Consider the following 22,397-nt stretch of genomic DNA (forward strand, 5'->3'; position numbering starts at 1 on the left):
ATGGCGAATGACATTTTCCGGCGCTGCGGCTGCCGGGACGAGAACAAAAAGCAGTACGGCTCCAAGTGCCCGAAGCTTGCGGCGGAACCTAAACACGGAACGTGGGGTTTCTACGTCGCAGCGGGGATTGATCCTGCTGACGGGAAAGCGCCGGCAGATCCGGCAAAACGGGTTTCCTACACAGAAGGCCGCTCGTGAAGCCAGGAACAAAGTCGCGCGCGAGTTGGACCAGGGCACTTTCCTGAAGCGGAACACTGAGAGGTACGGAGACTACTTGGACGGCTGGCTAGAACGCCACCGGGACACCGGCAAAGGGATCCGGGCTACCACCTACGACAACTACTCCCGATACATTCGCAATGACATCAAGGGCTCTGAGCTTGGCAGAATGATGCTCTCGGACATCCGTCGCTACCACCTCAACGACTTCCTCAAGAGCCTCTCTGATGCGGGCAGAGGCGCAGTTACCGTCAGACGTATCGCCGCTGTCCTACAGGCCTCCCTGCGGGCTGCTGCACGGTCACAGCGGGATCGACATAAACCCAGCCACGGAGCTTGAACTACCCAAGGTCGATAAGAAGCGGATCACGGCGTGGGAGCCCGAACAGGTAGGGCACTTCCTGGACATCGCAGCAACACACAGACTTGGGGCGTTGTTCGAGCTGAGCTACCTTCACAGGCCTGCGCCGCGGCGAGCTGGTTGGACTTCGATGGATCGAACGTTGACCTCACCCGTCGGCAATTGAGCATCCGAAACAACCGCGTGCAGGCAGACGGGCGCGTTTTGGACAACGACACGAAGACCGAAGACAGCTATGCGACGATCGATCTCAGTGAACGGCTGTAGGTGCCTTGGTGGCTTGGCGGATCCAACAGGACCAGGAACGCGACGCCGGCCAAGAGGCATACTCCCACAGTGGCTATGTGTTCACAATGGAGGACGGGCGACCCCTCAAGCCCCAGTACGCGACACGTCTATTTGAGAAACTGCGGGTACAGTCAGGGCTTCCTAAACTGACATTCCACGGCCAGCGCCATGAGTACGCTTCCTTGCTGCTCTCATCTGGTGAAGACATCGCTATTGTCCAGAAGCTACTTAGGCACTCGTCAATCACGATCACATCAGACACGTATGGTCACCTCATTGGCTCCGCAGCTTCGAATGCCGCGGAGAAGGCAGCTGCCATGGTGCCGGTGAGAAAAGGCGGTGCACGCACAGTGCACACACAAGCCCCTGTTACGAGTAGCGCTTAAACAAAAACCGCCCCACCTCCGGGATGCTTTCCCAGTGATGGAGCGGATTTTGCTGGTCGGGCTGACAGGATTTGAACCTGCGACCCCTTGACCCCCAGTCAAGTGCGCTACCAAGCTGCGCTACAGCCCGCTGGTTCCACCGTTCTCCGCCTAGGTTTTCCTCCGAAGAGTCCCACCTAAGCAGTCCGGCCGAACCACCTCCAAAAGCTTACACGAAGTTGGAGGGTGCCAATGCCATCAGAGCCAAAGTCGACTGTGATGCCCGTCTCATTTAGCGCTTCTTGCCGCGCTTCTCACGAACGCGCATGTTGACCTCGATGGGCGTGCCTTCGAAGCCGAACGTTTCGCGTAAGCGACGCGTGATGAAGCGGCGGTATCCAGGATCCAGGAAACCGGTGGTGAACAGGACGAATTTCGGCGGGCGGCTGGAAGCCTGGGTGCCGAAGAGGATACGCGGTTGCTTGCCACCGCGAACCGGGTGCGGGTGGGCAGCAACCAGTTCACCAAGGAATGCATTCAGGCGGCCAGTGGGGATACGGCGGTCCCAGCTCTCCAGCGCAGTATCCAAAGCAGGAACCAAGCGGTCCTTGTGCCAGCCGGTCTTCGCGGAAATGTTGACACGCGGAGCCCACTCAACGTGGGCCAGGTCCTGCTCGATTTCACGCTCGAGGTAGCGGCGGCGTTCGTCGTCCAGCAGGTCCCATTTGTTGAACGCGAGCACCAGGGCACGGCCGGACTCAATAGCCAACTGCAGAATGCGGACGTCCTGTTCGCTGAGGACTTCGTCCACGGCGAGGAGCACGACGGCGACCTCCGCCTTTTCGAGCGCGGCCTGCGTACGCAGTGAGGCGTAGAAGTCGGCGCCCTGTGCCATGTGCTGGCGCCGGCGGATACCTGCGGTGTCCACGAAGCGCCACGTGCGGTCGCCAAGTTCGATGAATTCGTCAACCGGGTCACGGGTAGTGCCGGCTAGCGGATCCACCACTACGCGCTCGGAGCCTGCAAGCTTGTTCAGCAGGGAGGACTTACCGACGTTCGGGCGACCGATCAGGGCGATACGGCGGGGTCCACCGGAACGCTCTACGCCCTCCACGAGGGAGAACTCAGGCAGGGTGTCCATGACGTGGTCCAGGAGGTCGGCTACACCGCGGCCATGGAGGGCGGACACCGGGTACGGCTGGCCGAAGCCCAAGCCCCACAGTGCAGCGGAGTCAGCTTCCTGCGCGAAGTCATCCACCTTGTTGGCCACCATGATGACCGGCTTCTTGCTCTTGCGCAGCATCTTCATGACGCCTTCATCCGTTGCAGTCGCGCCAACGGCGGAGTCCACGACGAAGAGAACAGCGTCGGCAAGCTCAACAGCCATCTCGGCCTGCTCGGCAACACGGGCGTGGATGCCCTTGGCATCGTGTTCCCATCCGCCGGTGTCTACCAAGGTGAAGTTGCGGCCGTTCCAGCGGGCAGAGTACATGACGCGGTCGCGGGTAACACCCGGGGTGTCCTCAACCACAGCTTCGCGGCGGCCCAGGATGCGGTTGACCAAGGTTGACTTGCCCACGTTCGGGCGGCCGATGATGGCCAAAACCGGGTCCAGCTTGAGGGGACCTTCGTCGCCTTCATCGCCGTATTCGCCACTGAGCAGCGCGGCATCTTCTTCGTCGAGGTCGTAATCGTCCAGGCCGGCCCGGAGGGTGGCCGCACGGAGTTCGGCCTCTTCGTCGTCCAGGGCAGCCAGGTTTTCAGCCACCTGGTCGGTGCCGGTGGGCGTGTATTCGTCGTCGCCGGCTCCGTGGAGGCCGGATTTTTGAGTCGTATCGCTCATTGCACGTTCCTTAACGGTGGTCTGCCGGCGTCCCGGCTACTTCTGTTTGGCGGTGCTGCGGTGTGGATGGTCCGGACGGAGGTTCCTGGGGAAGGCCCTGCCCTGTAGTCCTGACTGCATCCTGGACGTGTTCGGCCAGTGCATCGCGGATTGCCGCAGCCGCCCTGTCCATTGAAACACGCCCCGGTTCGCCCTTCCGGCGCTGCACCGTGAGGGGTTCGCCGAAGCTGACATACAGCCTGCGGCGGGGTTTGGGAATATGGTCGCGGTGCTCATCACCCGCACGGGTTCCGAGAATCGCGACGGGTATGACGGTGGCTCCGGAGTTGATAGCCAGCCAGGCGACACCGTTGCTGATGCTCTCAGCAGAGCCGCTCCCCGGGTACCTTCGGGCAGGATCCCAACGCAACGGCCGGCGTCGAGCAATTGCTTGCCCACGTGCAGGGCGCTGCGGTCACCGCTTCGGTCCACGGGAATCTGCCCTGATCCCTTGAGGACGCGGCCCAGGAATCCACGGAACATCTCTTTCTTGACCAGGATGTGCATGGGACGCGGCGAAGCGCCGAACATCACTGGACCGTCCAGGAAGCTGATGTGGTTAGCGGCAAAGATCACTGGACCAGCGGCGGGTATGTTGCTCTTGCCCGACACCACCGTCCGGTAGATGACATGATCCAGGAACCAGCCAACGGGCCGGCTCCAAATGCGTGTCCACCTAGCCGGAAGGTGGAGCGCAGGAAGCTGGTTATTAGTCGCCATAGATGACCTTGCTAACGATCGCCAGAGCTGTTTCCACTGTTTCCTCAAAGTCCAGGTCCGAGGAATCGAGCGTCACAACGCCGTCAGCCGCTTGGGTGAAGTTCACCACCGTGGAGTCCTTGGCATCACGCTGTGTCACCTGCGCGGCAAGCTGTTCCTTGGTCTGCGTACCGCCCAACTGAATACCACGACGCCGGAGCCTGGCCTCTTCGCTTGCGGTCAGGAGCATGCGGACCTCGGCGTTGGGGGCAACCACTGTGGTGATGTCGCGTCCCTCCACCACCATCCGGTGATGGTGCTGGTCGATGAGCTGGCGCTGGCGGCGGATCAGCTCCGTGCGGGCACCCAATGTAGTAGCGACGGCGCTCACGGAAGACGAAATCAAGGGATCACGGATTTCATCGGTAATGTCCGTGCCGTCTACTGCCACATACTCGGTAGCGGTGCTGGTGCTGATTTCCAGGGGCATGAGCTTGGAAGCCTGCTCCACCGCAGCGCCGTCCTGGAGGTCGAGCCCTGTTTTGAGGCAGTACCACGTGAGTGCGCGGTACATCGCACCGGTATCCAGGTACGCCAGCTTCAAGCGCCGGGCAACTTCCTTGCTGACGCTGGACTTGCCCGACCCCGAGGGGCCGTCGATCGCGATCACGAGCGGCTTGCCGGGGCGGGCGACTGTCTCCGGCCCAAAGAATTCACGCGTCATTACTGGAGTACCCGCCATCCACGGTCGGTTAAGGCTTCAACAAGGAGGTCGTGCTTGCTCGGCAGGACTGAGAGCTCCACCATGCCCACGTTCTGGCCCGATGAATGATCGAGCCGGAGGTCTTCGACGTTCACGCCGATCTCCCCAATTTCGGTCAGGAGCTGCGCGATCTGGCCAGGCTTGTCATCCACGAGGATCGTAAGCCAGGAATACGCTTGTGGAGGCCCGCCGTGCTTGCCCGGAATCCGGGCCTGTCCGGCGTTGCCTTCACTGATGAGCTGGGCGAGATCCAACCGCGCTCCGGGTGCACTCGGCGCTTCCAAAGTCCCGATCAAGCGATTCAGGTCCTCACGAACGCCGTGGAGGATGGAAACAACCTTTTCCGCGTTGCCACCCAGGATCTGCACCCACAGGGTGGGATCACTGGCAGCGATGCGGGTGGTGTCCCGCAATCCGTTCCCGGCCAAGGACAGCGCATGCAGGGGTGTCCCCTGCAAGCGGCTCGCCAGAAGCGAAGACATGATCTGCGGCAGATGCGAGACCAAAGCCACCGCTTCATCGTGCTCATCAGCGGTGAACTGGGAGACGATTGCCCCTAGGTCCCCCGCCAGCGAACGTGCCGTCTGCAGTGCGTCGGTGTCGGTTTCCTCCGTTGGGCAAACCACCCACGGCATGGACGTGAAAAGCTCGCCCCTGGCTGCAACCGGCCCGGACTTTTCCCGTCCGGCCATCGGATGGGTCCCCACGTACCTGGCCAGGTCCACGCCGCGCTCCCGCAATTGGGATTGGATAGTGGCCTTGACGCTGGCAATGTCGACGACGACGGCGGACGGGTAGTCCGCCAGGGCTTTCTCCACGACGTCGGCCGTCACGTCAGGCGGTGCAGCGACAACAACCAACTGAGGTTGCTCGTCAAGCTCAGCCAAGGGCCGGCCAGCACCAATGTCCACCGCGACCGCCTGGTTCGTCGGCGAGAGGTCGAAAAGGAAAACGGGAACGCCGCGCCCGCGCAGGCCAAGGCCAATGCTGGCACCAAGCAAGCCTGTACCAAGAACCACGACCGGGCCATCAAGATGGCCGCGGCCGTGCGAGCGGAATGCCGACATGCCCTAGAGCCCCACAGATGCCAGAAGGTGACCGACTTCCTGCCTGCCGAGGTTGCGGATGCTTCCTTGGCGCTGGTCTCCCAGGCCAATGGGACCGATCTTGACACGGACAAGACGCTCTACCGGGAAACCAACAGCATCGAACATACGGCGAACGATGCGGTTCTTGCCGGAGTGCAGGACAACCTCAATGAGCACGTGGCCAGGGGTGGAGTCAACAAGGCGGAACGAATCCACTGTTGCCAGACCGTCTTCAAGCTCGACGCCGGACTTCAGCTGCGCGCCGACGCCCTGCGGGAAGGGGCCGCGAACCTGAACCAGGTACGTCTTGGGCACCTCATACGACGGGTGGGTCAGGCGGTTGGCGAGTTCGCCGTCGTTGGTCAACAACAGCAGCCCTTCGGTGCCGACATCCAAACGCCCGACGTGGAAGAGACGCTCACCCTTGGCGTTCTTCAGGAAGTCGCTGATGCACGGCCGGCCCTCGGGGTCTTCCATGGTGGAGACAACGCCCTTGGGCTTGTTGAAGACCATGTAGACGAGGGTTTCGTCCAGCTGGATGCGGATACCGTCAACGTGAATCACGGCGGTTTTGGGGTCAACACGCATGCCAAGCTCGGTAGTGACAACGCCATCCACCTCGACGCGGCCTTCGAGGATCATTTCCTCGCACACGCGACGTGAAGCCACGCCGGCCTGCGCCATGACCTTTTGCAGGCGCACGCCGTCCACATCGTGAAGGTCCGACTGCGGGACTTCCTGGCGCGGACCGCGGTTGCGGCCAGGCTTGCGGATGGGGCCCAGGTTCTGGCCGAAGCGTTCGCTGCCGAAAGCCTTGGAGCCGTATTGCCTGGCGGGCTTCGCCTTGGGCTTCAACGCACCGGGTGTTCCGGGGGCCTTGCCGTAACCGGGCTTGTTGGAGCCGGGCTTGCGGAAGGGCTTGGCAGGCCGGGCGGCCTGGCCGCGATCGTAATCGCCAGCCGTTGTGGGGTTATCGGGATCGAAAGGGGCCGCTTCCCGTGGCTTTGAAGCCTTGAACGGGCGGCCCTCGCCCTGAGTGAAGTTGCGCTTTCCAGCGCCGGCACTGCCGCCGCGGCCGGAGAAGCCGCCGGCGTTGGAGCGGCCTGTGCCGCCCCTTGCCTCATTGCGTCCAGAACTGTTGCGTCCCGAACTGTTACGTGGTGAACCCTGGCGTCCCGCCTGTGTCATGACCCGTCCTTGTGTAGTAATGGCCGGCATTTAGTGCTGCAATCAACACTAGCCAGCCGGGCAGACATCGTCTGCCCCTTGTTGCCGTGGCACCGTCCATGCGGTGCCGTGAATCAGTATGTAGTTATCGTGCGGTGCCGGGCTTACATCCGGCTGGCGTCGTAGTACTCGTCGATCCCTTCCAAACCCGGAAGGTGCGGCGAGAGCTGGGGCAGTTCCGCCACCGAGCCGATTCCCATCCGCTCCAGGAAGTAGGAGGTTGTCCTATACAGGACAGCCCCTGATTCGGGATCGTTCCCGGAGTCTTCGATCAGACCACGCTGGGTTAGAGTCCGGACCACAGAATCGACGTTGACGCCTCGAATTGCGGATACCCGGGCCCTGGAGACCGGTTGCCTGTAGGCAATGACCGCCAGTGTTTCAAGCGCTGCCTGAGTGAGCCTGGTGGTCTGCCCTTCGAGGACGAACCTGCCCACGATGTCCGCAAAATCAGACCGTGAATAGATCCGCCACCCACCGGCGACGTTCCGCAATTCAAAACCCCGGGGGGCAGAGCTGGCAACGGCAAAGCCGACAGCATCCACGTCCGGGGCTTTAACAGTATAGCCGCTATACTCCCGCTGCAGGTCCTGCAGCAAATCCTCGACGACGGCGACCGTTACGTTCAATCCCGCGGCCAACTCCTCCGAGGTGGCTGGCTCGTCGATGACCATAAGCACAGCTTCCAACGCTGCCCGCGCCCCGCCAGGCAGGGTTTCGAGTTCAGCAAGGCCGTCGGCGGCTATATCCTGCTCAGTCACTGCCTGTCCCTTCAGTCGTTTCCTCGTACTCTTCGCTCAAGTTCGAGCTGTCCCATTCGGCGACGTCCCCGGTCCACCTAACGGTGAGTTCTGCCAACGGACCTGCCTGTTCGAATGCCACAACCCTGTCCCGGAACATCTCCAGCAAGGCCAGGAAGCGGGCCACGACAACCAGGGTCGTCTCGGCGTCGGCTATCAGCGCTCGGAAGGAGAGCGGGGCTCCACGTTGAAGCCGGTCGCCGATGATCCCGGCTTGCTCCTTGACGCTCACCGGTGGCGCGTGGAGGTGGTCCAATCCCACCTCTGCGGGCGCCGCGTCTTTTGGTTTCAGTGCCTTGGCGGCAAGCTCCGCAAATTGTTCGGGGGTGTGCCGCCACACGAGTTCCGGCAGTAGCGCCGCGAAATGCCCTTCCAACGCCACTTGGCGCGGGAATCTCCGGCCCTCCTGTTCGAGGGTTTCATTGATGAGACCTGCTACGTGCTTGAACGCCTTGTACTGGAGCAAGCGGGCGAACAGCAGATCCCGGGCTTCCAGAAGGGCAATATCTTCCTCATCCTCTACTTCGCCGGCGGGGAGGAGCCGGGCAGCTTTGAGGTCCAGGAGCGTGGCGGCAATCACCAGGAATTCGCTGGCCTCATCCAATGCCCAGTCCTCCCCCAGTTCCTGCAGGCGGCGAATGTACTTGATGAACTCATCGGTGACGGTGGCCAGCGCCACCTCGGTGATGTCCAGCTTGTGCTTGGATATCAGGCCCAGCAGGAGGTCGAACGGCCCGGTGAAGTTTGCGAGCCGAACCTCAAAGCCCGCCTTGCGGGCCTCGGAGGTGCCGGCGTCGGACGTTTTTTCCGGACTTGCCGCCTCGGCGAGTGACGGTCCCACGTGTTCGCTACGGCGCGCCGCCGCGCGAGATAAGTTCCTTTGCGAGGCGGCGGTAGGCGTCTGCACCGATGTGGTTGCCGGCATAGCTCGTAATAGGCTCCGCGGCCACGGTGGCGTCCGCGAACTTAATGGAACGCTTGATGACGGTCTCGAAAACTTTGTCACCGAAGGCCTCCACGAGGCGCGAGATGACTTCGCGGCTGTGCAGGGTGCGGGCGTCGTACATGGTGGCGAGGACGCCATCCACCTGCAGGCGCGGATTCAAACGGTCCTGCACTTTCTCGATGGTTTCCACGAGGAGCGCTACTGCGCGAAGTGCGAAGAACTCGCAGATCAACGGAATGATGACGCCGTGGGCGGCGGTCAGTGCGTTGACCGTCAGCAGGCCGAGCGATGGCTGGCAGTCGATCAGAACGACGTCGTAGTCATCTTCAACCCTCTTGAGCGCGCGGTCCAGGACTTGCTCGCGGGCGACTTCGTTGACCAGTTGCACTTCAGCCGCGGAGAGATCGATGTTTGCCGGCAGAAGGTCCACGCCTTCCACTCCGGTCTGCTGGATGGCATCCCGGATGTCCACTTTGCGATCCATGAGGACGTTGTAGACGGTGAGATCGAGTTCGTGCGGATTGGCGCCGAGCCCGGCAGAAAGAGCACCTTGTGGGTCAAAGTCCACCAAGAGCACGCGCCGGCCATATTCCGCGAGCGCCGCGGCAAGGTTGATGGTGGACGTGGTTTTGCCCACCCCGCCCTTCTGATTCACCATGGCGATGACCCTTGCAGGGCCGTGGGAGGCAAGCGGAGCCGGTTCCGGGAAGTCGCGGTGAGGACGGCCCGTGGGCCCCATGATGGCGTCTTCCAGATCGAGCTCGGTGTCTCCCAGCGTAGCTGTTCCCCGTTCGCTGCTCACGTATCTAACCACTCTTTCGACGACGATCTTCCCTGCCGCTGTTCCCCTGGGTACAGCGCTGCTACCCACCTAGGCTACAGCGCCCGACACGGCATTTCGGGGAACTTGACTTTCGCTGATCTTTGAGCCTTTACCCTCTAGTTGAGGTCGAAGGTTAGGAGGTTGAGGGCTATTTCCCTTGGCTTCGCTGGTTTCCCCCGGCGAACGGCAGAGGACCGACACCCTGCATGGGTGTCGGTCCTCGTTGCTTCGTATCCCGCGAAGCTGTTGCGGCTAGATGGTTGCCTTGTGGCGGGTTTCAGGTTCCGGAGCCGCCTCAGCCTCTGCGCCGTGGGCGATCATTGTGGTCTCGTCGAACGGTTCGCTGCCGGAAAGGACGCGCTCCACCTGGTCGTTGTCGATTTCCTTGACCCAGGTGCCGATCAGAACGGTGGCAACGGCGTTGCCCGTGAAGTTCGTCAGTGCACGGGCTTCTGACATGAAGCGGTCGATGCCAACGATCATGCCCACGCCGCCCAGGAGCTCGGGCTTGTGTGCCTGCAGGCCAGCGGCGAGCGTTGCCAGGCCAGCTCCGGTGACGCCTGCGGCGCCCTTGGAAGCGATGATCATGAACACCAGCAGCGAGATCTGGGCACCCAGGTCCAGCGGCGTACCCATGGCGTTGGCGACGAACAAGGAGGCCATGGTGAGGTAGATGGCCGTGCCGTCAAGGTTGAAGGAGTAGCCGGTGGGTACCGTCACGCCGACAACCGGCTTGGAGACACCCAGGTGTTCCATCTTGGCGATGAGGCGGGGCAGGGCCGCCTCGGAGGAGGACGTGGAGAAGATGAGGAGGTATTCCCGGGCCAGGTACTTCATCAGCTTGAAGATGTTGACGCCGGCCACCGCACGGAGCAGGGAGCCAAGGATGACCACGATGAACACTGCGCAGGTGATGTAGAAGGCCAGCATCAGTGTGAACATGCTCAGGATTGCCTGGGCGCCAGTGGCACCAACGACGGCGGCGATCGCACCGAAAGCGCCGACGGGAGCCAGCCACATGATCATGATGAGAATTCGGAAGACAAGGCGCTGTCCGTGGCCGATTGCGGTGAGGATCGGGGTGCCCTGCTTACCCATCTTCTGGAGCGCGAAGCCCACCAGGATGGCTGCGAGGAGGGTGGGCAGGACAGGAATGTCGCTGGGGATGATGCCCATAAGGAAGTCCACGGTGCTGTCCGTGGCCGCCTTCTTGTTGGGATCGTACGGAGTCAGCTTCAGGCCCTCACCGGGGTGGATGAGGTTGCCGACAACCAGGCCGATAGCCAGCGCGAAGGTCGACATGGCCACGAAGTAGCCAAGTGCGAGTCCGCCGACCTTTCCGACGGTGGCAGCTTTGGCGATGGAACCGATGCCAAGGACGATGGTGCAGAAGATGACCGGAGCGATCATCATCTTGATGAGCTTGATGAAGCCGTCCCCGAGCGGCTTCAGGGACTTTCCAACCTCAGGGAACAGCAGGCCGACCACGGCACCGAGCACTACGGCCAGGATGACCGCGATGTACAGGTAATGCGACTTGTCGAGCCCCCTGCGTCCACCTGTGGTGGCTACTGCCGACTCTCCTCGTTGAGAGGTCATGGGATTCTCCTTCTGGATACTGTGTAAGGCGCTGCGGTCCTGCACTTGTGTCCAATCCGCTGCCCTTGTGTGATATCCATCATTCAGCCACGGGTGACACACATCACCGTTGCGGTCATATTGGTCATGGGAGGCCTACTTGTTTCATCGCTGGAGCATCGCCCGCCGCTTGTTTGTGGCAAACCTGCTGTTCGTGCTGGTGCTGACAGCTGTCTTCGGCGCGTTCTCGGTACTGGAGGCGCGGGACAGGGCATACGAGGATGCGGGCAGCCGGATGCTTGCGATCGCAACGTCCATTGCCAACAACCCCTTGGTGTTGCAGGCGGCGGCAACTTCTGATCCGTCGTCGATACTGCAGCCCTACGCGCTGGAGGTCATGAAGGACGCGGACGCAGATTTCATCACCATCATGGCTCCCGACCGGACCCGGTGGACCCACCCCCGTCCCGAAGAGCTGGGCAAGCCCTATATCGGCACGATCGAGCCTGCCCTGCGAGGCGAGGCTTTCACCGAAGTCACTGCGGGTACCTTGGGGCCCTCGGTCCGGACGATCGTCCCGGTCAAGGACTCCAGTGGAACCGTCAAGGCTTTGGTGGCGGCAGGCATCACCGTAAGAACAGTGGATACCGATGTCGCCGAAAGGCTGGGAGTGATTGGCGGCATCGCGCTGGTGGTGTTGTTCTTTGGCTCCATAGCCTCCTGGCTGCTCGGACGTTACCTGCGATCCGTGACGCGCGGCTGGGGTCCGGAACAGCTTGCGCAGCTCTTCGCCTACTACGAATCAGTCCTGCATTCCGTCCGTGAAGGCGTGATCCTGATCGATACGCGGGGAAAAGCAGTGATGTACAACGATCAAGCCGCGGAGTTGTTGGGACTGGAACCTTCCGAGGCCGACCGCTCCCCCGATGATGCTCCCAAGCTGTCCGACCTCCCCTTCGACGGGAGCCTGCGAGCGCTCTTTGAATCCGGCAGGCCAGCCCACGACGAAATCCATTTGACTGGTTCGCGGATCCTGGTGGTAAACCAAGCCCCTGCCGTGGGCCCGGTTCCTGCCCGCAGCCGGCAAAAGCCATCGGTCTACGGCACAGTGGCCACCATTCGCGACCGCACTGAGATTGAATCCTTGGGAACCGAGCTGGAAACCATGAAGACTCTCTCGGATGCGTTGCGGGCCCAGACCCACGAGCACGCGAATCGCCTGCATATGATCGTTTCCCTTCTTGAGTTGGGCCGCACGCCCCAAGCGCTCGAGTTCGCCACCAAGGACCTGGAGCTCAGCCAGCAGCTCACGGACGACATGCTTGCTTCGGTGGATGAACCGGTGATGAGTGCTTTGGTGATGGGCAAGGCCGCCGAAGCACATGAGCGCGGGGTGGAACTGGTGGTTCGGACGTCAGGGAGTTCGGGGGTCCGCGGTCTGGAAATCCAGGACCTCGTGACGATTCTGGGAAACCTCCTGGACAATGCCATTGATGCTGCGGCGTCCGGTGAGATGCCTCGAAAGGTGGAACTGGACGTCGAAGCCGGTGCGGCCGGCGTTGGATTTACCGTTCGGGATTCCGGGGCCGGGATCGATCCTGCTTCGATCGATGACGTGTTGCAGTACGGGTACAGCACCAAGTCCGCGCAAGAGAATCCGCGGGGAGCCCATGGACGTGGTGTCGGCCTTGCCTTGGTCCGTCAGGCTGTCCAGCGGCTGAACGGTACTATGACGATCAGCAATCCAGGCGGCGCCCAGTTCCATGTTGTGCTGCCCACGCCCATCCCCGAGGAAGAGAAGGCATGACAGACATCCGCGTCCTGGTGGTCGAGGACGAGCCCATCGCCTCGGACGCCCACTCCATTTACGTGGGCCGGCTCCAAGGGTTCACGTTGGTGGGGACGGCCCCGGATGGACAATCTGCCCTGCGCATTCTTGGCGAGTTCGCGGCGTCCGGCTCGCCCGTGGACCTGGTCCTGCTTGATATGAACCTGCCGGACCTCCACGGGCTGGATGTTGCCCGACGCATGCGCTCTGCGGGAGTCTTCGCCGACATTATTGCCATCACAGCCGTCCGTGAACTGAACATCGTGCGCAGCGCCGTTTCCATCGGCGTCGTGCAGTATTTGATCAAGCCATTCACGTACGCAACCTTTGCCGACAAGCTGAACAGCTACCGCACTTTCCGTGATCAATTGGCGGGCTCGATTTCCGGCATCTCCAAGGCCGGAGCTTCCCAGAGCGATGTGGACCAGGCCTTCGCGAGTCTTCGGGCGCCAACTGAACTGCCACTGCCGAAGGGTTTGTCCGGTTCCACGCTGGAGTCGGTCAAGGATTTGGTTCGCGCCCGGCAACAAGCCGTCTCGGCGAGTGAAGTCATGGATGCCTTGGGAATGTCGCGAGTCACGGCCCGCCGGTACCTGGAGTACCTGGCCGACGCCGGGACGGTCACCAGGGCGCCGCGCTACGGAACACCAGGCCGTCCGGAGAACGAGTACGGCTGGAACCGGGGCTAGCCTTCTGCCGAAGGAACGGCTCGCGCAGTAAGCTGGAGCCGAACCCGTGGAGAGCCCATGTCCCAACAGCTGCAGCAACTTTCCGAGGCCCGCGAAGCCTTTGCCCGTGGGGAATGGGACGTGGCGCGCCGAAACTTGGAACGGGCAGCCGAGGACGCTCCACTCAGCTCGCCGGACCTTGAAATCCTGTCCCGTTCCGCCTGGTGGGTGGGAGATGTTCAACGCTCCATGTCCCTCTCGGAGGAGATCTTCCATCGCTTGGATGACGATCACCAGACGCAGGCCGCGGCCCGGACAGCACTGACGCTGTCCATGCAGTGGGGCATCCGCGGCAACCTCGCAGTTTCTTCGGCGTGGCTCAATCGTGCGCGCCGGCTGCTGGAGAATATGCCCGAGGTGCCCGAACACGGCTACCTTCTCTACCTCGAGGCCAATGACGCAATGAACCTCGAAGGTGATCCGGTTCCTGCCCTCGCCGCCTCGGTTTCCCTCAAGGAGATGACCCTGAGGCACGATTCACCCGAACTGGCCAGCTTTGGATACATGTTGTCTGGCTTGGCGGCGGTTCGGACAGGACAATCCGCACGAGGATTCCAGGACCTGGACGAGGCCATGCTGCCCGTGATGGCGGGGCAGGTTCCGGCAGAGTGGGGCGGAGACATTTACTGCTCGATCATCCACCTCTGCTACGAGATGGCTGACTTCGCACGGATGCGCGCTTGGACCGACGCGCTGGCCACGTGGTGCGCCGGGCTCTCCCAATCCTTCATGTACAGCGGGATATCGCGCGTTCACGAACTTCAATTGCTCGGCACTGAGGGCAATTGGGGACAGGTTGAGGCTGAGATGCCCCACGAAGCCGAGCGCCTCAGGAATGCCCACGGCTGGATCGCTGCGGACGGCTACTGTGAGCTGGGTGAGATCCGTCGGCGCCGGGGTGACGTGGTCGGCGCAGAGTCCGCCTTTGCCCTGGCCTGCGGGCTCGGGCTGGATGCGCAGCCAGGACGTGCCCTGCTACTCGCGGATGCGGGAAAGACAGACGCCGCCATAGAGGCCCTTCGGGCTGCCTTGGCGGACCGCGGAACCCTGGGGAGGGCCAGCCTTCTCTTGCCCCTGGTGGAACTGCTGGCTCCCCGGGATCCCGGCGCGGCGGCCACCCATTGCCTGGAACTTGAACAGACCGCAGCTTTCTGACGGGACCCCCGGTTTCCTGGCCTGGAGCCACCATGCGCGTGGTGCCGTGCTGATGGAGGAGCGGCGTTGGCCTGAGGCGATCAATGAGCTTGAATCCGCAGCACAAACCTACCGCTCCCAACACATGCGCTACGAACTGGCACGGATCCACGAACGCCTGGCAACTGTCCGGGCTGCCCTGCGTGAAACTGGACGTGCAGAGGCCGAGCGCGCTACCGCGGCCGCCATCCGGAACCAGCTCGGCGCCAAGCACATCTCCTGGACGCGGCCTGCCCAGGAGCCTGGCGGCCTGACGTCCCGGGAAGTGGAAGTACTGGGCTGCGTCCTGGCTGGTTCCAGCAACAGGCAAATTGCCAAGTCGCTGACTATTTCAGAAAAAACAGCCGGACGTCATTTGGCCAACATCTTCACCAAGATCGGCGTAACTTCCAGGACGGCCGCCGCCGCTTGGGCGCACCAGCACGGGATCTCCGAGCGGCCTGGAGCGTAGCTGCCGTTCCACCGGGCCCTGCATGGTTCGACCCACTCTCGGTCGAAAAAATGCAGAAAATGCCCGAAGAGGCTCATGGGGACCTGAATCTACCGTGGGGATTGGGACAACAGGCCGGATCCACCGGCCCCCTGAAGACCAAGGAAATGCCATGGAGACCACCCAGCCCGGGAAGTATGAAACGGCGACGATGCCCGAACTGTCACTTGAGGAAGCGCTGCAGGAAGCGACCGGCAGGTTGCTTGACATCCTGAACAGCTCGTCCATCGGACTGCTCATTGCCGTGGGCCACCAAACCGGCCTCTTTGAGACCCTCGCCGCGCTCCCTCCGGCGACTAGCCAGCTTGTGGCGGACGCTGCTGGAGCACATGAGCGTTACGTCCGCGAATGGTTGGGAGGGATGACGACCGCAGGATTCGTGCACTTCGAACCCAGCGATTCCACGTACTACCTTCGTCCTGAATTTGTTCCGGTTCTGTGCGGGACGGGAACGGAAAACCTGGCCCGCACATTGCAGTATCTCCCACTGATGGGTGAGGTGGCTCCCAAGATCGTCAGGGCGTTCCGGGAGGGGGGTGGAACAAACTACGGTGACTACCCGCAGTTCCACCACATCATGGCCTCCGAAAGTGCAGCAGTGAATGACGCGGCGCTCCTGGACGCAATCCTCCCGTTGACTGGCTGCGAAGATGCATTGCACGCAGGAATCGCCGTAGCCGATATTGGCTGCGGCGAAGGCCATGCAGTAAACCTGCTAGCCAGCACTTTTTCCCACAGCACCTTCACCGGCTACGACTTCGCTGACAACGCGCTGGCTGCGGCCAGAGCCGAAGCCGCCGCGATGAAACTTCCCAACGTCCGGTTCGTGTCCAGGGACGTAACCCAGCTTGAGGAAGAAGGCCGATACCACCTTGTGACAGCCTTCGACGCCATCCACGACCAAGCGCATCCTGCGCAGGTCCTGGAGAATATTCACAAGGCGCTCAAACCCGGCGGAACATTCCTTATGGTGGATATCAACGCGTCGAGCAACCTGGAAAAGAACACCGACCTTCCGTGGGCTTCCTTCCTTTACACCATCTCCACTTTTCACTGCATGGCCGTCTCCTTGGGACAAGGCGGGGAGGGTTTGGGGACCGTCTGGGGAAAGGAATTGGCAACAGCCATGATCCGTGATGCCGGCTTCAGCAGCGTGGAAGTCAAGGAACTCGAGGAAGATCCATTTAACGTGTACTACGTTGCCGGGCGCCAGTGATGTATACATAAATAACAAACTGAACCTTTTTGGGTGACTAAATCGACGTTTGTGTATACACTGAAGCCATGCGCGCCAGTGATCGGGCCTACGCGGCTCTTCGTGAAGACATCATTGAGTGGCGTCTTCGGCCGGGGGCGGTTCTGGCGGAGGTGGAGCAGTCCGAACGTCTCGGGGTCTCCCGCACGCCGGTCCGGGAGGCGCTGGGCCGGCTGACCGCTGAGGGATTGACGACGGCGGCCGGTGGCCGCGGCGTCGTCGTGACCGATATTTCGCTGGACAGCATCGATGAGTTGTTTGAATTGCGCGAAACGCTGGAGGTCAGGGCCGCGGCGTTGGCCGCGCAGCGCGGAGAGCCCGGCGTTTTCGCCGAACTGCACGCCCAGTTGCTGGGGGCCCCGGATCTGCTGCGCGATACCGATCCTGCCCGGCACGAGTATTACGCGTTGGTGGGCCGCCTCGATGAGGCCATCGACGCCGCGGTCTCCAACTCCTACCTTGCCCAGGCCATGCGGAGCCTGCGCGTGCACCTGGTCCGGGTGCGCCGGCTGGCAGCCGATGACGCCGCCAGGCTCCACGCAGCCGCCGCCGAGCACGCCGCGATTGCCGAAGCGATCGCCGCAGGCAACCCACGCCTCGCCGAAGCCGCCACCACCGTTCATTTGCACCGAAGCCTCACCCACGTCAAGGCCGCTCATGTGGCCCGCTGAAGACCTTGCCTAGAACCACCCCTGCCTAGAAGGAGCATCATGGTTAAGAACCATCACGTCCGCGTGTACAAGTCCGAAGAGAACCTCCCGCGTGAGGAACAGCTCGCGCACAAAATCGCCGTGGTCGCCGCCGACCCCGTCGACGTCACCGCCGAGGTGACCGACATGGTGATCAACCGGATCATCGACAACGCCTCGGTAGCCATCGCCTCGCTGAACCGCGCCCCGATCATCGCAGCACGCGCCCAGGCCCTGACCCACGCCCCGTCCGCCAACGGCACGGGCGGGCACGTTTTCGGGATCACGGAGCGGGTCTCCCCGGAGTGGGCCGCCTGGGCCAACGGCGTGGCCGTGCGGGAGCTGGACTACCATGACACCTTCCTGGCCGCGGACTACTCCCACCCCGGAGACAACATCCCGCCGATCCTCGCCGTCGCCCAACACGTAGGCTCCAACGGCGCCGACCTGGTCCGGGCCATCGCCACCGGGTACGAGATCCAGGTGAACCTGGTCAAGGCCATCTGCCTGCACAAGCACAAGATCGACCACGTCGCCCACCTCGGCCCGTCCGCCGCGGCCGGTATCGGCACTCTGTTGGGCCTGGATGTTGAGACGATCTTCCAGTCCGTGGGCCAGGCCCTGCACACCACCACCGCCACCCGGCAGTCCCGCAAGGGCGAAATCTCCACGTGGAAGGCCCACGCCCCCGCCTTTGCGGGGAAGATGGCCGTCGAGGCTGTGGACCGTTCCATGCGCGGTCAGACTTCTCCCGTGCCGATCTACGAAGGCGAAGACGGCGTGATCGCCTGGATGCTGGACGGCCCGGACGCCGCCTACGAGGTCCCGCTGCCGCTGCCCGGTGAAGCGAAGCGCGCCATCCTGGACACGTACACGAAGGAACACTCCGCCGAGTACCAGGCCCAGGCGTGGATCGACCTCGCCCGCAAACTCAACCGCGAGCACCCTGAAACCACCGACCCGGCCAACGTGGCCTCGGTGCTGATCAAGACCAGCCACCACACCCACTACGTGATCGGCTCCGGAGCGAACGATCCCCAGAAGTACTCCCCCACCGCGTCCCGGGAAACCCTGGACCACTCCATCCCCTACATCTTCACCGTCGCGTTGCAGGACGGCGCCTGGCACCACGTGGATTCCTACGCCCCCGAACGCGCAGCCCGTCCGGACACCGTGGAACTCTGGCACAAGGTCAGCACCGTCGAAGACCCGGAATGGACCCGCCGCTACCACTCCCTGGACATCACCGAGAAAGCCTTCGGCGGCACCGTGGAAATCACCCTCACGGACGGCACGGTCATCACCGATGAGATCGCCGTGGCCGACGCGCACCCGCTCGGCGCCCGGCCGTTCGCCCGCGAGCAATACATCAACAAGTTCCGCACCCTCGCCGCCGGGCTCGTGGAGGAAGCCGAAATCGAACGGTTCCTCACCGCCGTCGAACGCGTCACCGACCTCGGCCCGGGCGAACTGGACCAACTGAACATCACCGCAGCCCCCGGCGTGATCGACCCCAGCAACGCGCCGAAAGGACTGTTCTAAATGCTGTACTCCAAAGTCACCCCCGAACAGAAACGGGTGAAACTGCGGGAACTGCTGGCCTCCGGGACCGTGCACCAGTTCCCCGGCGCGTTCAACCCGTTATCGGCACGGCTGATCGAGGAGAAGGGCTTCGCCGGGGTCTACATCTCCGGCGCGGTCCTGGCCAACGACCTCGGCCTGCCCGACATCGGACTGACCACCCTCACCGAGGTAGCGACCCGGGCCGGGCAGATCGCCCGCATGACCGACCTGCCCTCCCTCGTGGACGCGGACACCGGCTTCGGTGAACCCATGAACGTGGCCCGCACCATCCAGGAACTCGAAAACGCCGGCCTGGCCGGCTGCCACATCGAAGACCAGTTCAACCCCAAACGCTGCGGGCACCTGGACGGCAAAAACGTCGTCGACATCGACACCGCCACCAAACGCATCCGCGCCGCAACAGACGCACGCCGGGACCCCAACTTCCTCATCATGGCCCGCACCGACATCCGCGCCACCGACGGAATCCAAGCCGCCCAGGACCGCGCCAAAGCCCTCGTGGACGCCGGCGCCGATGCGATCTTCCCCGAAGCCATGGCCGATTTGAGCGAGTTCCAGGCCATCCGCGACGCCGTGGACGTGCCCATCCTGGCCAACATGACAGAGTTCGGCAAAAGCGACCTCTTCACCGTGGACCAGCTCCAGGGCGTCGGCGTGAACATGGTCATCTACCCTGTCACCCTCCTGCGCATTGCCATGGGCGCTGCAGAGCGTACGCTGGAATCGATCAAGGCTGCGGGGACCCAAGAGGCACAAGTGGAAAACATGCTCACGCGTGCGCGCCTCTATGAACTCGTTGATTACGAGGCATACAACCAGTTCGATACCGGCGTTTTTAACTTCCAGGTCCCTGGCATCCGCTAGGTCCGGGAATCACCAAGGGGAAAGCAAGCACTCCGGCAAACCGGGGCGCTTGCATAATGAACGAAGGAGTTCAGCATGGCTGCTGAAGACATCAAAAAAGGCCTTGCCGGCGTCGTGGTGGACTACACCGCCGTCTCGAAGGTCAACCCGGACACCAACTCGCTGCTCTACCGCGGCTACCCGGTCCAGGAACTGGCCGCCAAGTGCAGCTTTGAAGAGGTTGCCTACCTGCTCTGGAACGGCGAACTGCCGGACGATGCCCAACTGGCTGAATTTGTTGCCCGCGAACGCGCGGGACGTGCCCTGGACCCGGTGGTCAAGTCAGTTATTGACACGTTGCCCACCACTTCGCACCCCATGGACGTTTGCCGTACAGCTGCTTCCGTCTTGGGAGCCCGGCATGAGCTGGCCGAAGATTCATCCCCCGATGCCAACATGAAGAAGGCGATCGACCTCTGGGCTGCCATGCCTGCCGTCGTCGCCTATGACCAGCGCCGCCGCCGCGGCCAGGACGTGGTGGAACCGCGTGAGGACCTAGACTACTCCGCCAACTTCCTCTGGATGACCTTCGGTGAAGAGGCAGTAGTCGAGGTGGTGGAGGCATTCAACGTCTCGATGATCCTCTACGCCGAGCACTCCTTCAACGCCTCCACCTTCACCGCCCGCGTGGTCACCTCCACGCTCTCGGACCTGCACTCAGCCGTGACCGCTGCCATCGGTGCCCTCAAAGGCCCCTTGCATGGCGGCGCCAACGAGGCCGTCATGCACACGTTCGACGAGATTGGCATCCGCAGCGAAGAATCCATGGAGGAAGCAGCGGTCCGGGCCCGGGCATGGATGGAAGACGCCCTGGCCCAGAAGAAAAAGGTCATGGGCTTCGGGCACCGCGTCTACAAGCACGGCGACTCCCGCGTGCCCACCATGAAGGCCGCCCTGGACAAAATGATCGCCCACTACGGACGGCCCGAACTCCTGGGACTCTACAACGGACTTGAACAAGCCATGGACGAAGCCAAGGCCATCAAGCCCAACCTCGATTACCCCGCCGGGCCCACGTACCACCTCATGGGCTTCGACACCCAGACGTTCACCCCGCTGTTCGTCGCCAGCCGCATCACCGGCTGGACCGCGCACATCATGGAACAGTTCGCCTCGAACTCCCTCATCCGTCCGCTCAGCGAATACAACGGACCGGAGGAGCGGCACGTGCCGTAGCCTCTGGCGCCTGGCCGCGCTGGAAGCAGACGACGGCGGGGAAGCATACGACGGCGGGCTGGTCACCGAAAGGCGACCGGCCCGCCGTCGTACGCTGGGAAAACTGTTTACTGCTCGGTTCCCATCCAATCGATGGTGTGCACTTCGGCCACGCTCTCGTTATCGGCAGCCAGGTTCACTCGAACAGCGATCCGCTGCCCCGAAATCATCGCGGGCAGCCAGTGCTCGGCGTCGGCCCACATGCGTTCCACCGGTAGCTTGGACACCGGGAACCATTCCGGCGCAATCTCATCGCTCTCGGACGGTTCGCCTACCCAAGCACGCGTCAGATACACGGTGGTGTACATGTTCCATTCGGGTCTGGCAGGAAACACGAAATCAATGATGCCGGCGGGGATGAGGTCTGCGGCTTCAACCACCACGCTGATCTCCTCCATGACCTCGCGGCACGCCGCCTGCATTGCCGTCTCCCCCGGCTCCACATGCCCACCCACGCCCACCACTTTCCCACGCCCAAAACCGGTCTTCTTGGTACCGAGGAGGACGTGTTCCCCGTCCGCTCCGTCACGGAGAAGGAAGCACAGTGTCACATGGGCTGCTGTCATGCTGCCTACCTTAACCCGATCTCGTGTAGCAGGGCTGCCATTGCCACAGTCAGCCCAATTGCTACAGTGAGCCCAGTTGCCTACAGTGAGCCCAGTTGCCTACAGTGAGCCCATGAGCGAAGGTGGGGGCGAAACGCGTGCGGAGACACAGGCACAGCCGCAGGCCATCAACCATGAGGTGAAATCCCAAGCCGGGGAAGATGTCGAAGCAGCCCCTGTGGCCGAGGCCCCATCACACACCAGAGCCGGGCAGGAGCGCGACGCCTGGCTGCCCCGTTGGGTGGTGGCGCATCCCCTCTACGCCGGCTGGGCCTGGACGGTGGTGTGGGCCGGACTCATTGTTCTGGATGAAGTGGTGGACCTGGCTGGATGGACTTGGTATTTGCTGGTCCTCGTCGCTGCCCTGCCAACGCTGCTGTCCACGCTGGCGGTGCTGCATGCCACGCCCCGCAGCCACCTCAAGGCAGTTGACGCCACGGTCCTGGGCCATTTTTTCGTCCGCTTCCTCGCCCTGGTGGTGGCCTTCATGGTGTGGGCTGCCTCCGTGGTGATGAGTGCTTCCATCTCCACCACAGTGCAAACCGTCATCGGTGACTCCGAAAAGGAGGTGACCGCACTCGGCTTCAACCTCATGCTGGCCTCGGTCCCGCTGGTGCTCTCTGTCCTGTGGATGGCGTTCATCGTGCGGTGCGCCTGGTTCCTCCGGCGGCTACGCGGTTGGCGGCAAATACCGTTGAAGACGCGGGTACCCAAAAAGTTCCTCAAGGGACAGCCGCGGTTGAAGCGGGTGGTGGTGGGCCTGGCCCACCCGGGGCTTTTGCTCGTGGCCGGTTTGGGGACGTCGCTTCTGGCCTTGTTCGTCGATGCCGTGGAGCTGACGTTCAGTGTGCTGGACTAGCGGGCTAC

Annotated in this window: 23 protein-coding genes, 1 tRNA gene and 1 pseudogene; 14 read left to right on the plus strand and 11 right to left on the minus strand. The window is 62.7% G+C overall.

The window, feature by feature from the left end; all coding sequences use genetic code 11:
• The 4 genes from ACTAQJ_RS08030 to ACTAQJ_RS08045 all read left to right on the plus strand — a co-directional run bounded on the left by ACTAQJ_RS08030 (window position 1) and on the right by ACTAQJ_RS08045 (window position 1,254).
• Entirely contained in the window at window positions 1-198 is a 198-nt protein-coding gene (locus ACTAQJ_RS08030; RefSeq protein ID WP_498701644.1) for a hypothetical protein, read from the plus strand.
• A gap of 76 nt (window positions 199-274) precedes the next feature.
• Complete coding sequence (locus ACTAQJ_RS08035; RefSeq protein ID WP_498701645.1) at window positions 275-559, plus strand: tyrosine-type recombinase/integrase; 285 nt, start codon at window positions 275-277, stop codon at window positions 557-559.
• Window positions 560-700: 141 nt separating this feature from the next.
• Window positions 701-847, plus strand: coding sequence for a hypothetical protein (locus ACTAQJ_RS08040; RefSeq protein WP_498701646.1), 147 nt, complete (start codon window positions 701-703; stop codon window positions 845-847).
• An 86-nt stretch (window positions 848-933) separates the two neighbouring features.
• On the plus strand, window positions 934-1,254 hold the full coding sequence (locus ACTAQJ_RS08045) for a tyrosine-type recombinase/integrase (RefSeq protein WP_498702162.1): 321 nt from the start codon (window positions 934-936) through the stop codon (window positions 1,252-1,254).
• Between the two features lie 53 nt (window positions 1,255-1,307).
• On the opposite strand, the gene ACTAQJ_RS08050 is transcribed toward ACTAQJ_RS08045, so the two are convergent.
• The 10 genes and pseudogenes from ACTAQJ_RS08050 to ACTAQJ_RS08095 form a co-directional block, all read right to left on the minus strand.
• Window positions 1,308-1,384 (minus strand) — tRNA-Pro (locus ACTAQJ_RS08050).
• A 141-nt stretch (window positions 1,385-1,525) separates the two neighbouring features.
• Window positions 1,526-3,076, minus strand: coding sequence for a ribosome biogenesis GTPase Der (gene der / locus ACTAQJ_RS08055; protein ID WP_431119613.1), 1,551 nt, complete (start codon window positions 3,074-3,076; stop codon window positions 1,526-1,528).
• Window positions 3,077-3,086: 10 nt separating this feature from the next.
• Window positions 3,087-3,835: pseudogene (locus ACTAQJ_RS08060) on the minus strand (lysophospholipid acyltransferase family protein).
• Entirely contained in the window at window positions 3,825-4,538 is a 714-nt protein-coding gene (gene cmk / locus ACTAQJ_RS08065; RefSeq protein ID WP_431119609.1) for a (d)CMP kinase, read from the minus strand. Before cmk ends, ACTAQJ_RS08060 begins: the two are co-directional and overlap by 11 nt.
• The gene (locus ACTAQJ_RS08070) at window positions 4,538-5,644 is read right to left on the minus strand and encodes a prephenate dehydrogenase (RefSeq protein WP_498701647.1); all 1,107 of its coding nucleotides are present in this window, start codon (window positions 5,642-5,644) and stop codon (window positions 4,538-4,540) included. Before ACTAQJ_RS08070 ends, cmk begins: the two co-directional genes overlap by 1 nt.
• Window positions 5,645-5,647: 3 nt before the next feature.
• A complete protein-coding gene (locus ACTAQJ_RS08075; protein WP_431119606.1) occupies window positions 5,648-6,853 on the minus strand; it encodes a pseudouridine synthase in 1,206 nt (401 codons plus the stop codon).
• A gap of 143 nt (window positions 6,854-6,996) precedes the next feature.
• Window positions 6,997-7,566, minus strand: coding sequence for an SMC-Scp complex subunit ScpB (gene scpB / locus ACTAQJ_RS08080; RefSeq protein ID WP_498702163.1), 570 nt, complete (start codon window positions 7,564-7,566; stop codon window positions 6,997-6,999).
• A gap of 79 nt (window positions 7,567-7,645) precedes the next feature.
• On the minus strand, window positions 7,646-8,533 hold the full coding sequence (locus ACTAQJ_RS08085; protein ID WP_498701648.1) for a segregation and condensation protein A: 888 nt from the start codon (window positions 8,531-8,533) through the stop codon (window positions 7,646-7,648).
• Between the two features lie 7 nt (window positions 8,534-8,540).
• Entirely contained in the window at window positions 8,541-9,440 is a 900-nt protein-coding gene (locus ACTAQJ_RS08090; protein WP_216922900.1) for a ParA family protein, read from the minus strand.
• A gap of 273 nt (window positions 9,441-9,713) precedes the next feature.
• Window positions 9,714-11,060 (minus strand): cation:dicarboxylate symporter family transporter, encoded by a 1,347-nt coding sequence (locus ACTAQJ_RS08095; RefSeq protein ID WP_431119602.1) that lies wholly within the window; start codon window positions 11,058-11,060, stop codon window positions 9,714-9,716.
• Between the two features lie 139 nt (window positions 11,061-11,199).
• Between ACTAQJ_RS08095 and ACTAQJ_RS08100 the strand changes: the two genes are divergently transcribed.
• The 9 genes from ACTAQJ_RS08100 (at window position 11,200) to ACTAQJ_RS08140 (ending at window position 20,886) form a co-directional block, all read left to right on the plus strand.
• Window positions 11,200-12,846, plus strand: a complete 1,647-nt coding sequence (locus ACTAQJ_RS08100) for a sensor histidine kinase (protein WP_498701649.1) — start codon at window positions 11,200-11,202, stop codon at window positions 12,844-12,846.
• Window positions 12,843-13,556, plus strand: a complete 714-nt coding sequence (locus ACTAQJ_RS08105) for a response regulator (RefSeq protein ID WP_431119600.1) — start codon at window positions 12,843-12,845, stop codon at window positions 13,554-13,556. The genes ACTAQJ_RS08100 and ACTAQJ_RS08105 overlap by 4 nt, the downstream gene beginning before the upstream one ends.
• A gap of 57 nt (window positions 13,557-13,613) precedes the next feature.
• Window positions 13,614-14,750, plus strand: a complete 1,137-nt coding sequence (locus ACTAQJ_RS08110; protein ID WP_498701650.1) for a helix-turn-helix transcriptional regulator — start codon at window positions 13,614-13,616, stop codon at window positions 14,748-14,750.
• Window positions 14,728-15,240 (plus strand): helix-turn-helix transcriptional regulator, encoded by a 513-nt coding sequence (locus tag ACTAQJ_RS08115; protein ID WP_498701651.1) that lies wholly within the window; start codon window positions 14,728-14,730, stop codon window positions 15,238-15,240. The genes ACTAQJ_RS08110 and ACTAQJ_RS08115 overlap by 23 nt, the downstream gene beginning before the upstream one ends.
• Window positions 15,241-15,391: 151 nt before the next feature.
• A complete protein-coding gene (locus tag ACTAQJ_RS08120) occupies window positions 15,392-16,495 on the plus strand; it encodes a class I SAM-dependent methyltransferase (RefSeq protein ID WP_498701652.1) in 1,104 nt (367 codons plus the stop codon).
• 68 nt (window positions 16,496-16,563) lie between these two features.
• On the plus strand, window positions 16,564-17,205 hold the full coding sequence (locus ACTAQJ_RS08125) for a GntR family transcriptional regulator (protein ID WP_498701653.1): 642 nt from the start codon (window positions 16,564-16,566) through the stop codon (window positions 17,203-17,205).
• A 39-nt stretch (window positions 17,206-17,244) separates the two neighbouring features.
• Window positions 17,245-18,765, plus strand: coding sequence for an MmgE/PrpD family protein (locus tag ACTAQJ_RS08130; RefSeq protein WP_498701654.1), 1,521 nt, complete (start codon window positions 17,245-17,247; stop codon window positions 18,763-18,765).
• Window positions 18,766-19,671: a methylisocitrate lyase gene (prpB, locus tag ACTAQJ_RS08135; protein WP_498701655.1), complete on the plus strand. Its 906-nt coding sequence runs from the start codon at window positions 18,766-18,768 to the stop codon at window positions 19,669-19,671. It abuts the gene before it with no gap.
• Window positions 19,672-19,746: 75 nt separating this feature from the next.
• Complete coding sequence (locus ACTAQJ_RS08140) at window positions 19,747-20,886, plus strand: bifunctional 2-methylcitrate synthase/citrate synthase (RefSeq protein ID WP_498701656.1); 1,140 nt, start codon at window positions 19,747-19,749, stop codon at window positions 20,884-20,886.
• Between the two features lie 107 nt (window positions 20,887-20,993).
• Here ACTAQJ_RS08140 and ACTAQJ_RS08145 read toward each other — a convergent pair whose 3' ends face one another.
• Window positions 20,994-21,491 (minus strand): 8-oxo-dGTP diphosphatase, encoded by a 498-nt coding sequence (locus ACTAQJ_RS08145; protein WP_498701657.1) that lies wholly within the window; start codon window positions 21,489-21,491, stop codon window positions 20,994-20,996.
• A 112-nt stretch (window positions 21,492-21,603) separates the two neighbouring features.
• Between ACTAQJ_RS08145 and ACTAQJ_RS08150 the strand changes: the two genes are divergently transcribed.
• The gene (locus ACTAQJ_RS08150; RefSeq protein ID WP_498701658.1) at window positions 21,604-22,389 is read left to right on the plus strand and encodes a hypothetical protein; all 786 of its coding nucleotides are present in this window, start codon (window positions 21,604-21,606) and stop codon (window positions 22,387-22,389) included.
• Window positions 22,390-22,397: the final 8 nt, after the last annotated feature.

The sequence above is a fragment of the Arthrobacter sp. alpha11c genome (genome assembly GCF_054149985.1).